Annotated in this window: 11 protein-coding genes and 1 pseudogene; 4 read left to right on the top strand and 8 right to left on the bottom strand. The window is 63.0% G+C overall.

Features of this window, described 5'->3' with window-relative positions; translation table 11 throughout:
- Positions 1-233 (top strand): annotated as a pseudogene (locus tag NKI61_RS26115) (helix-turn-helix domain-containing protein); the annotation flags it as partial.
- Positions 234-449: 216 nt separating this feature from the next.
- On the opposite strand, the gene NKI61_RS26110 reads toward NKI61_RS26115, so the two are convergent.
- A complete protein-coding gene (locus NKI61_RS26110) occupies positions 450-1,559 on the bottom strand; it encodes a TRAP transporter substrate-binding protein (RefSeq protein ID WP_023671351.1) in 1,110 nt (369 codons plus the stop codon).
- 294 nt (positions 1,560-1,853) lie between these two features.
- Between NKI61_RS26110 and NKI61_RS26105 the strand changes: the two genes are divergently transcribed.
- Complete coding sequence (locus tag NKI61_RS26105; protein WP_023725934.1) at positions 1,854-2,627, top strand: gamma-glutamyl-gamma-aminobutyrate hydrolase family protein; 774 nt, start codon at positions 1,854-1,856, stop codon at positions 2,625-2,627.
- Positions 2,628-2,637: 10 nt separating this feature from the next.
- Here NKI61_RS26105 and NKI61_RS26100 read toward each other — a convergent pair whose 3' ends face one another.
- The 5 genes from NKI61_RS26100 to NKI61_RS26080 form a co-directional block, all read right to left on the bottom strand.
- Entirely contained in the window at positions 2,638-3,048 is a 411-nt protein-coding gene (locus NKI61_RS26100; RefSeq protein WP_352447226.1) for a hypothetical protein, read from the bottom strand.
- Between the two features lie 82 nt (positions 3,049-3,130).
- On the bottom strand, positions 3,131-4,114 hold the full coding sequence (locus tag NKI61_RS26095; protein WP_023746556.1) for a 2-hydroxyacid dehydrogenase: 984 nt from the start codon (positions 4,112-4,114) through the stop codon (positions 3,131-3,133).
- A complete protein-coding gene (locus NKI61_RS26090; protein WP_023671355.1) occupies positions 4,111-5,133 on the bottom strand; it encodes a LacI family DNA-binding transcriptional regulator in 1,023 nt (340 codons plus the stop codon). Before NKI61_RS26090 ends, NKI61_RS26095 begins: the two co-directional genes overlap by 4 nt.
- A gap of 65 nt (positions 5,134-5,198) precedes the next feature.
- Positions 5,199-6,083 carry a DMT family transporter gene (locus NKI61_RS26085; RefSeq protein WP_352841541.1) on the bottom strand — a complete coding sequence of 295 codons (885 nt, stop codon included), beginning with the start codon at positions 6,081-6,083 and terminating at the stop codon, positions 5,199-5,201.
- Between the two features lie 182 nt (positions 6,084-6,265).
- Positions 6,266-7,207, bottom strand: coding sequence for a LysR family transcriptional regulator (locus NKI61_RS26080; protein ID WP_352447223.1), 942 nt, complete (start codon positions 7,205-7,207; stop codon positions 6,266-6,268).
- A gap of 127 nt (positions 7,208-7,334) precedes the next feature.
- Here NKI61_RS26080 and NKI61_RS26075 point away from each other — a divergent pair, with 127 nt between their 5' ends.
- Entirely contained in the window at positions 7,335-8,123 is a 789-nt protein-coding gene (locus NKI61_RS26075) for an alpha/beta fold hydrolase (RefSeq protein WP_352841539.1), read from the top strand.
- On the opposite strand, the gene NKI61_RS26070 is transcribed toward NKI61_RS26075, so the two are convergent.
- On the bottom strand, positions 8,120-8,527 hold the full coding sequence (locus tag NKI61_RS26070) for a DUF2000 family protein (RefSeq protein WP_352447221.1): 408 nt from the start codon (positions 8,525-8,527) through the stop codon (positions 8,120-8,122). The two genes, NKI61_RS26075 and NKI61_RS26070, sit on opposite strands and share 4 nt — an antisense overlap.
- A 46-nt stretch (positions 8,528-8,573) precedes the next feature.
- On the opposite strand from NKI61_RS26070, the gene NKI61_RS26065 reads away from it, so the two are divergent.
- Positions 8,574-9,437, top strand: a complete 864-nt coding sequence (locus NKI61_RS26065; RefSeq protein WP_352447220.1) for an AraC family transcriptional regulator — start codon at positions 8,574-8,576, stop codon at positions 9,435-9,437.
- A 10-nt stretch (positions 9,438-9,447) separates the two neighbouring features.
- Here the strand turns inward: NKI61_RS26065 and NKI61_RS26060 are convergent, their stop codons facing one another.
- Complete coding sequence (locus tag NKI61_RS26060) at positions 9,448-9,918, bottom strand: MarR family winged helix-turn-helix transcriptional regulator (protein ID WP_023671361.1); 471 nt, start codon at positions 9,916-9,918, stop codon at positions 9,448-9,450.
- Positions 9,919-10,087 lie beyond the last annotated feature (169 nt).

The following is a 10,087-nucleotide window of genomic DNA, read 5'->3' as shown; positions in this document are numbered from 1 at the left end:
GGACGTTTGGGCCTGAGGGTTTGCACGACCTGCCGCGAGCCCCGCTCAATCATGGCCGGGCGACAGCTCAGGATCTGGTTGAGCGGATTGTGGCGGCCAAGGAGTTGCATCCGCTCTGGGGGCCAAAGAAGATCGTGGCGCGGCTCAGGCGCACGGCTCCCGAGTTCATGTGGCCTTCAGCCTCGACGGTCGGTGCGATCCTTGCGCGACATGGGCTTGTCAGCGCTCGCAAGCGGCCACGGCTATGTATCCGGTTCAAAGTGTTACCCATCTATCGGCTGGACACCGGCAGGCAGGTGAGGGGCAGCGTCAACGCTTGGAAAGATAAGCTATATTTCGGGGCGGCTACCAAGCCCAAGGCGATCAATCGCCGAAGATTGCGCCGCCCCTCATCCCCCTGCCGGGACCTTCTCCCCGTATAGTGACGGGGAGAAGGGGCAGATCCCAGCCTACAGTTTGCCGTTGCGTTGCTGGACCATCATGAAGGTGTCGTAATTGTACTCGGCCACCTGGGCCCACAGATAGTGCTCCTTGCGGAAGCCCTTGATCGAGTCCCAGATCTTCTTGAACGGCGCGTTGGTGGCTTCCATTTCGGTGTAGACCTCATTGGCCTTCTCGAAACAGGCGGCCATGATGTCCTGGCTGAACGGGCGCAATTTCGCGCCGCCGGCCACCAGCCGCTTCACCGCTGCAGGATTGAGAAAATCGTATTTCTGCAGCATGTTGGCATCCGCCGCCTGCGCGGCGGTGTGCACAAGCGACTTGTAGGCGGGCGACAGCTCCTCGTACTTGGCCTTGTTGAACAACAGATGGACGGTCGGGCCGCCTTCCCACCAGCCGGGATAATAGTAGTAGGGCGCGACCTTGTAGAAGCCGAGCTTCTCGTCGTCATAGGGGCCGACCCATTCGGCGGCGTCGATCGTTCCTTTTTCCAGCGCCGGATAAATGTCGCCACCGGCGATCTGCTGCGGCACGACACCCAGCTTCTGCACAACTTTGCCGGCAAAGCCGCCGATGCGCATCTTTAGGCCGGAGAGGTCGGCGACCGTGTTGATCTCCTTGCGGAACCAGCCGCCCATCTGCACGCCGGTGTTGCCGCCGGGCAGGCCGAACAGGCCTTGCGTGGCGAGAAACTCGTTGAACAGGTCGATGCCGCCGCCATGATAGTGCCAGGCATTCATGCCGCGCGCGTTGAGCGAGAACGGCACCGCCGCACCGAGCGCCCATGTCGGGTCCTTGCCCCAATAATAGTATGACACCGTGTGGCAGGCCTCGACGGTGCCGGCTGTGGTGGCGTCGGCGGCCTGCAGGCCGGGTACGAGTTCGCCGGAGGCGAAGACCTGGACCTGGAAATTGCCGTCCGTCGCCTCAGACAGCATCTTGGAGAAGACTTCGGCGCCGCCATAGATCGTATCGAGTGACTTGGGGAAAGATGACGCCAGCCGCCACGTCACTTTCGGATTGGACTGGGCGATTGCCGGTGCGGCTAGCGTCGCGGCAGCCGCCGCTGCGCCCACGCCGGTGACCCCGGCCTTGCGGATGAATGAACGACGATCCATGCAGAACCTCCCTTTTGGACCAACAAACCGACATCAGGGACGTCTCCTCACGCCCGGTATCGATTTGCCGAAACAATACACGGGCAAGGGGTCGAGTCCAGCATGGCAGCGGGATTTGACGGCGGCGCTGGCGACAAATCCGCGGGCCGGCCGGCCAGCCTGCAACTATAGTCTAACGTTCGCCGCGTGGCCCATGCGAGATGGCGAAACTTGCCATGGAAAAGCGCCTTCGGATCGCCTATTTTGCAGGCACAATAGATAATTCGCTTCGCTCCAAATGGAATCCGGACCCAAATGCACCAGCCGCTCGTCGCCATATCCACCGACGTCCGTCAGTTTGACAACTACACTTGGCATGCCGTCCCGCAGCAATATATCGAGGCAGCACTTTCCGGCGCCGGCGTGTTCCCGCTTTTGGTGCCGTCCTTCGGCGACCGGCTCGATTTCGACGAGCTGTTGTCCTCGGTCGATGGTGTCATGGTCACTGGCTCGAAGTCCAACGTGCATCCCTCGCTCTATGGCGGCGACGCCAGCGAGGCCAACGGCCCCTACGACCCGGCGCGCGATTCCACCACGCTGCCGTTGATCTGCAAGGCGATCGAGCGCGGCGTGCCGCTGCTTGCCATCTGCCGCGGCATCCAGGAGTTGAACGTGGCGCTAGGCGGCACGCTTGGCACCGAGATCCAGGAGCGCGAAGGTTCGCTGGACCATCGCGCGCCGGTGAGCGACAATCAGGACGAACGTTTCGCCATTCACCAGACCATTTCGATCAAGCCGGGCAGTTGCCTGGCCGGTGTATTCGGCGCCGGCGACATCAAGGTCAACTCGCTGCACCGCCAAGGCATCGACCGGCTCGGCTCGAAGCTGCAGGTCGAGGCGGTTGCCGGCGACGGCACGGTGGAGGCGGTTTCGGTGAAGGACGCCCGCGCCTTCGCCGTCGGCGTGCAATGGCACCCCGAATACTGGGTCAAGTCGGACGGCAACTCGGCCAAGATCTTCCGCGCCTTCGGCGATGCGGTGCGGCTGCATGCGGCGGCGAAGGCCGGTGCACGGGCGGCGGCGGAATAAATCCCGACGATCAATTGCCGGCGGATTGATCCCGTTCGCCGGTTGTCGCCAGCGAAAGCAGCGGCGTGGCCGGAGCGTAGGATTCGTAGCCGTCGCCATCCGCAACCGAGAAGGTGACGATCGGGTCGGTGCCGTCGGCGCTGAACGCGATCGTGCCGTCCTCGCCCTCACGCCAGAATTTTGCCCGCTCGATCCCCGGCAGCAACCCGCGGCAACTCGGCGCCACGGTCAACAGCGACAGGCCATCGTCAATCGCGGCGCCGCGATTAACCGCGCAGTCGCCTTCGTCGCCATTGGCGACCAGCCTGAAGGTGGTTGCCGGCCTTGCTTCATTGGCCGAACTTTCACTGCTGCCGCCGTGAAACAGCTGAAAGCCGGCGAAAAGTGCCGCTGCCGCAATCAATGCCGGAAGTTTCGTCATCTTGCACTCCGCGCCCCCCGGCGCAGATGCAGAATGATTCCAAAGCGTTAAGTCGACGTTAACGAGTGTGGCAGAGAGCCGCTCAGCTTCGTGGCTTGACTTGCGCCGTCTCCGGCACCGGGGTCAGTGGCCGGCGCTCGCTGAACCAGGATACCAGATTGTCGACGCACAGATCCGCCATGGCGCGGCGCGTGTGGTGCGAGGCCGAGCCGACATGGGGCAAAAGCGAGGTGTTGGGCGCCTCCAGCAAAGCCTTGGGCACATTCGGTTCATCGGCGAAAACATCGAGCCCGGCGGCGGCGATGGTGCCGTTGGCAAGCGCTGCGGCGAGGTCTGCCTCGTCGACCGTGCTGCCACGGCCGATGTTGACGAAAACGCCGTTGGCGCCAAGTGCAGCCAGGATTTCGGCATTGACCGCCTTCTCCGTGGAAGCGCCGCCCGGCACTACGGAAATCAGCGTATCGACCGCTTCGGCAAGGCCCTTCAGCGTCGGGTGGTATTCATAAGCCAGACCTTCGACCTTGCGCCTGTTGTGGTAGGCCACCGGCAGCCCGAACGCTTCCAGCCGGCGCGCAATGGCAAGGCCGATGCGGCCCATGCCGAAAATGCCGACATGCCGACCGCGCAAGGTCAGCCGGCTCAGCGGATAGTTGCCCTTCTTCACCCAACTGCCGTCGCGCAGCCATTTCTCGGCGTTGTAAAGTTCACGCACGGTGTTGAGCAAAAGGCCGATCGTGGTGTCGGCGACCTCCTCGGTCAAAACATCGGGGGTGTTGGTGACCATGATGTTTTTCTTGGCCGCATGGCCGGCATCGACCGAATCATAGCCGACGCCGAAGGAGGCGATGAGTTCGAGGTTGGGCAATGCATCCATCAATGCCGCATTGACGCCGGCGAAGGACGCAATGGCGCGCACGTCATGGCGCATCTCGTCGGTGACCAGGGCGGGATCGGCGCGCTCTATCTTGACCCGCTTGAAGGTGCGGTCGATGCGCTCGACCGCATGGTCGTTGAAATGTCCCGGCACCAGAACGGCGACGGTCTGCAACGCATCAGTCTTGGTCATGCACGCTCCACCGGCTTGCCGGTCGACTGGCGCACATGCAGTTCCGGCTTGATCAGTTCCTGTGACGGCCGTACCGCCTGTCCGTTCAATTTGTCGAGCAGCGCGCTGGCGGCACGGCGGCCGACCTCTCGCTGGCCATTCCAGACTGTGGTGAGCGCCGGTGTCGCGATTGCCGCCTCCTCGAGATCGTCATAGCCGGTGACCGATATGTCGGCGCCCGGCACCAGGCCGGCGCGGGCAATGCCGTTCATCAGCCCTATGGCGACGAGATCATTCCAGCAGCAGGCGGCGGTTGGCTTGTCTTTAAGCGCCAAAAACTGTCCAGCCGCCTCGAATCCGCCCTGCTTGGTGCGCGGCCCGGCGATGCGCCAGGACGGCCTGACCTCAAGCCCGGCGGCCTCCATGGCGTTGAGATAGCCCTGGTAGCGGTCGCGCCCGGTCGAGGTCTGGTCGGTGCCGCCGATCATGGCGATGCGCTTGTGCCCGAGCGAGATCAGATGATTGGTGGCAAGTGCCGTGCCATAGGCATCGTCGCCGCGAAACACCGGCACGTCGGCGCCTTCCACGCTGCGTGCGATCAGCACCGCCGGCAGGCCGTTTTCCTCGGCCATGACGATGTCAGAGGCCGGCGTGCCGATGGCCGGGGACATGATGACGCCGTCGGCGCCGAGCTGCAGCAGCGTATCGATGAAGGTGCGTTGCTTTTCCAGCTGGTCGTAGTGATTGGACAGGATGAAGGTCTGCCGGCTGCGGTCGAGTTCGCTCTCGATCGAGCGCAGGATCTCGGCGAAGAACGGGTTCATGATGTCGTGCACGACGACGCCGACAATCCCCGAGCGCGAGGTGCGCAGTGAGGCGGCGCGGCGATTGTAGATATAACCGATGGCCCGCGCGTGCTCCTTGATGCGGTCACGCGTGGCGCCTGCGACCAGCGGGCTGTCGCGCAAGGCGAGGGAGACGGTAGCCGTGGAGACGCCAAGCGCATCCGCGATCGTCGAAAGCTTGATCTTTTGTGCCAGCCCTTGGCTCCCCGAGTTTTTTAAATTTTTTAAATGCGGCGTTATGCCATCGGATTCGGAGCAAATCAAAGTTTTTTCGCCAGAGCCTCCGCCTCGACATCGACGGTCGTGCGATTGCGCAGCCGCAAACGGTGCTCGCGATGGATGATGTAAAGGCCGCTGGCGACGATGATGGCTGCACCCACCAGCGTCCAGCGGTCGGGGAACTGGTGGAAGATGATCCAGCCGGACAGGATCATCCAGACCATCTGCGAATAGGGGTACGGCGCCAGCGCCGTGGTGGTCGCCAGGCGGTAGGCCTGCACCAGCAGCCAGTGGCCGCCGGCGCCGAACACGCCCAGCATCACCAGTATGAACCAGTGCCAGCCATCCTGCGGCAGCCCATGCGAGAACGGCAGCATCGGCAGAAGCAGCACGGCCGGCGCCAGCGCCGAAAGCAGGATCAGGCTTTCCGAGGTTTCGCTGGCTGACATCCGCCGCGTCATGATGACGTAAAAACTGTTCGACAGCATCGAGCCGAGCGCGAAAAGATGGCCGATGCCGAACACGCCGATGCCCGGCCTTGTAATGACGAGCACGCCGACAAAGCCCGACAGGATTGCCAGCCAGCGCCGCCAGCCGGCCCATTCACCAAGCAGCGGTCCGGCAAGGGCGGTGATCACCATCGGCCCGAAGAAGTAGATCGAGGTGGTCTCGGCCAGTTGAAGCGTTTTGAGCGCCATGACGTTGCACATCGTCGAGCCGAACAGCAGACCGCCGCGCAGGATGTGGGCCGGCAAATTGTTGGCGCGGAAGCGCGACGGCTCGCGCCAGCCGCGCAGGAAGACGCCGACAAGCAAGACATGGACGGTGAAGCGGGCCCAGGCGACGATCAGCGCCGAGACGCCGGCCAGCACCAGATATTTGCTCGATGTGTCGAGAAAGGTGAAAAAGACATAGGTGGACAGCATGAACAGCATCGCCGCGGGCGGCGTTGCGCTTTCGTCTGATCTTGCGGGAACGTTCAAATGTCAGGCCGGGCAGGGAGGATCAACGCTTAACCTTTGCGGCAATCTCCAGCGCCCGGCAAGCCAAAAGCGACTGGCACAACAGGCGTCTGAGACAGGTTCAGCGCAGGCCGATCCGATGCCAGCTAAGGCGCTTTGCGTTCCGCTGCGACGTTCTGACATCCCGGTGCTTTGCCGTCGGATGCCACTTGCGCCTGGAGATGAAGCCACAACGCCTCGGCGACGGGTCCATGCGGTCGGTCGCGCCGGCGCACCGCCGCCAAGATCTCCGTCCGGCCGGGCAGATGTGCACCAGCGATCGAGATCAGCCTCCTATCCCGCAGTTCGTCCTCGATCAGCCATGCCGGCAGATGGCCCCAGGCCAGTCCGTGAAGGATCAGTTCCTTCTTCATCAGATGATCCGGCGCCGAGCACTGATGCGCACCGTCGATGAGGAAATAGCTCTCCGGCGATGGCCGCCGCGCCGTGTCGCGGATCACGCACTGGGTGAAGGGCCGCATCTGCTCCGGCGCAATCTCGCGGCCAGGCGCGAACGGAAGGAACCCAGGCGCCACCACCGGCACGAGGGGCACCGCGCAGAGATCGATCCGCTCGAGATGCGGATCGGAAGGATCCGCGCGATGGAAGATGAGGTCAGCCGAGCCTTCCATCAACCTTTCGAGCGGACCGCCGACCGCCTCGTACTCCAGGTGCAGGCGTGTCCCGGTGCGTTCGGCAAAGAAGCCGCTGAGCATACGCAGGATTTGCGGTCGCGGGCAGAGATCACCCATGACGACACGCAGGACCGTCTCCTCGCCGCTCGCCAACTGGCCCGCATAGGTTCGCAGATGGTCGAGCTCGCGCAATGTCAGCTGCGCTCGCGCGTGAAACTCGCGGCCCGCCTCCGTCAGCCCCACCCGATATCCGCTGCGGTCGAGAAGTGTGAGCCCGAGCAACTGCTCGAGGCGTGCGACAGCGGCGAAGACGGATGGATGCGATCGGTTCAAGGCAAGGGCGGCCGCCTGGAAGCTGCCCCCGCTTGCCACGGCGTCAAAGCACCGTAAGTCGTGGAGTTTCAGACCATTCATTATCGTAAAAACCTACTGAGATCGTCCAATCATAGTAATTTTCCTGGATAATTGCGAGGCCTAGGGTGGCTCATTCAAAGGCGGCGGGAGCATCGAACTCCTTTCGCCAGGGTGAGATGAGGACCAGATGACTGACACGCTTTATTTTACGACGGGCGACGGCTGCCGGATCGCCTGTCAGCTGGCGGGGGCCGGCCCTGTGCTTGTGCTCTCGAATTCCATTGCGACGAACCTGCATATGTGGGACCGGCAGCTAGCGGAACTTGCCGGATCTTTCCGGGTGCTGCGCTATGATCTGCGCGGCCACGGCAGTTCCGATGCTCCGGCCGGAGCCTATTCGCTTGATCGGCTGGGCCGCGACGTCCTTGAGCTGCTGGATGCGCTTCAAATCGCCCGCGTGCATTTCTGCGGGCTGTCGCTGGGCGGCTTCGTAGGGCAGTGGCTGGGTATCCATGCCTCGGAGCGCATCGAGCGTCTCATCCTTTCCAACACCTCGCCGCATCTCGGGCCGGCTTCTTACTTTGATGAGCAGATCAGGACTGTCCTTGCAGCGAGCAACATGTCGGCCACCGCGGACATGTTCATGCACAACTGGTTTCCCGCCTCGATGCTTGCCGGCCCAAACGAAACCGTCGACGCGTTCCGCGCGATGGTCCTGGCGACGCCGCCCCAAGGTCTCGCGGGATGCTTCGCCGCCGTACGCGATTGCGATCTGCGCCGGACTGTCTCCCTGATTACCGCGCCCACCCTGGTGATCGGTGGAGAAGACGACAAGGTAACGCTGGCAAGCCACAGCGAGGCGATCGCAGCCAGCATCCCCGGCGCCACGCTTACACTGCTTCCGGGCGTCCATATGCTGAACGTCGAGCGGCCGACTGAATTCATGAGCGCCGTTACACGCTTCCTGCTGAATTAGGCGTGCATGCGGGCGCCCTTGGTGATCTTGTCGACGAGTTTCTTGTCGGCACGCAGCGCGACGCCGACGATCTTGGCGTCCTCAGGCCCGAACTCGGCGAAGACCGCGCGGTTGGCCGCATCGAAGCCGGTGGCAAACATCTCCTCGACATAGGCTGACCCCGTCACGCCCCGCTCCAGCGCCTTCCGGTGGATGGAGTTGAGCGTCGGCCCATCGGCCGAAAGCACGATGACCGGCTGGATCGACAGAGGATTGTAAAGGTTGCCGGCGCGGTCGCGGTAGGGTTCGCCGATAATGGCGGGGAATTGCGCGACGATGCCGCTGGTCAGGAAGGCGGCGACGTTGAGCTTTTGCCAGACGGCGAGATCGTCCCGCAGCACGATTGCAAATTTCGTGTCGAACACCAAAATGAGGACTCCGGAGCACGCCCATGAAGGGCAGGGATAGGTGATGACGCACGATCTAGAAGGTGAGGCGACGCAGGGTCTTGAACGTTCGTGCGCGGATGAAGACCGGATCGTCTCGGCGCCTGTTACCGCTGGCATCGAGCGCATCGAGGCGCATTTCCATGGCAACGCCTTCGACCTGCACCGTCATGATACGCTTGCCATCGGCGTGACGCTTTCCGGTGTGCAGCGCTTCCACTACAGGGGCACTGTCAACCACAGCCTGCCCGGCCAGGTTATCGTGCTGCATCCCGACGAAGTGCACGATGGCGGCGCCGGGACCGAGGATGGTCTGCGCTACCGGATCCTCTATCTGGAACCCTCACTGCTGCTCGACTGCCTCGACGGCGCGCCGCTGCCTTTCGTCAGGGATGCTGTGGTCAGCGATCCTGCCTTGCGTGGCACGCTGCTTTCGGCCCTGTCGCCGCTCGATGAGGAACTGGACGAGCTGTTCGTCGCCGATTTCGTTGCGGAGCTGGCGCAGCATCTGGGGCGTCATGCGGGTCAGAAAGCAAAGCCGATGGGGAAGTCGGCCTCGCGTGCGGCAGCGCTGGCGCGCGGCTATCTCGAGGAGAATGCCGAGCGGTCCGTTCGTTCCGATGAGCTGGAAGCCGTCACCGGGCTCGACCGCTATGCGCTGTCACGCCATTTTCGCGCGACCTATTCCACCAGCCCGCATCGGTTCCTGCTGATGCGCCGGCTGCAAAAGGCAAGACGGATGATCGAGGTGGGCGAGCCGCTGGCCGAGATTGCCGTTGGCGCCGGCTTCAGCGACCAGAGCCATTTCAACAGGCATTTCAAGAAAGCATTCGGCCTGACGCCCGGCCGCTGGTCGACCCTGGTGCGCGGGCCTTCGGTAGCCGCCTAGGTCAGGAAGATCAATCGTCGATGTCGCCATCGTCGTCGACAAGCACCAGCTCCTCGTTCGACAAATTGGCCTCGATGCGGGCGAGCAGCTTGAACAGCGTCTTCTGTTCTTTCTTGTCGAGGCCCTTCAACGCCTGCTTCTCGGTCTTCTTCACCGACTTCTCGATGGCGTGGATGATCTCGCGGCCGGTGTCGGTGAGAAAGATATGCGCCTGGCGTGCATCCGCGGAAGAGGCGCGCTTTTCCAAAAAGCCCTGGGCTTGCAGCCGGTTGATGGTCTTGGTGATGGTCGGCGGGCGCACGCCGAGGCGGCCGGCGAGATTGCCGGGCGTCTGGCCGTCCTCGCGGTCGAGCGTCAGCATGATCTGGTCCTGGCCGGCATAGAAGCCGTGCGCCAGAAGCCGCGCCGCCAGCGCGGTCCTTGCCAGCCTTGCCGCCGAATGCAGCCGGCTCATCGTTGCAGTCTTGTCCGCCTTGGCCATGGTGATCCCTCTTCGGCCGTACCGGTGCGTGCAGCATAGACGCAGCCGGCCGGTTGGCAATCGACGATCAAAAAGATTCCGGCTTTCGAAACAGCTTTGCCGGCAAGCATTTGTGGTGCTCGAAATGGTGATGCCAGATGTTTATTTCAGTTAGATGACAAACGAGTTT

It is taken from the genome of Mesorhizobium sp. M0514, assembly GCF_040321145.1.
GTDB lineage: Bacteria > Pseudomonadota > Alphaproteobacteria > Rhizobiales > Rhizobiaceae > Mesorhizobium.
The sequence above is the reverse complement of the archived record's forward strand: the minus strand, read 5'-3'. Positions and strand labels throughout refer to the sequence as shown.

Bases quoted from the DNA above. Each gene is read 5' to 3' on its own strand.
- NKI61_RS26060 (WP_023671361.1), bottom strand. From the start codon at position 9,918: ATGGCCAAGGCGGACAAGACTGCAACGATGAGCCGGCTGCATTCGGCG.
- NKI61_RS26085 (WP_352841541.1), bottom strand. From the start codon at position 6,083: ATGCTGTCCACCTATGTCTTTTTCACCTTTCTCGACACATCGAGCAAA.
- NKI61_RS26100 (WP_352447226.1), bottom strand. From the start codon at position 3,048: ATGACGAAACTTCCGGCATTGATTGCGGCAGCGGCACTTTTCGCCGGC.
- NKI61_RS26105 (WP_023725934.1), top strand. From the start codon at position 1,854: ATGCACCAGCCGCTCGTCGCCATATCCACCGACGTCCGTCAGTTTGAC.
- NKI61_RS26075 (WP_352841539.1), top strand. From the start codon at position 7,335: ATGACTGACACGCTTTATTTTACGACGGGCGACGGCTGCCGGATCGCC.
- NKI61_RS26065 (WP_352447220.1), top strand. From the start codon at position 8,574: ATGACGCACGATCTAGAAGGTGAGGCGACGCAGGGTCTTGAACGTTCG.
- NKI61_RS26080 (WP_352447223.1), bottom strand. From the start codon at position 7,207: ATGAATGGTCTGAAACTCCACGACTTACGGTGCTTTGACGCCGTGGCA.
- NKI61_RS26095 (WP_023746556.1), bottom strand. From the start codon at position 4,114: ATGACCAAGACTGATGCGTTGCAGACCGTCGCCGTTCTGGTGCCGGGA.
- NKI61_RS26110 (WP_023671351.1), bottom strand. From the start codon at position 1,559: ATGGATCGTCGTTCATTCATCCGCAAGGCCGGGGTCACCGGCGTGGGC.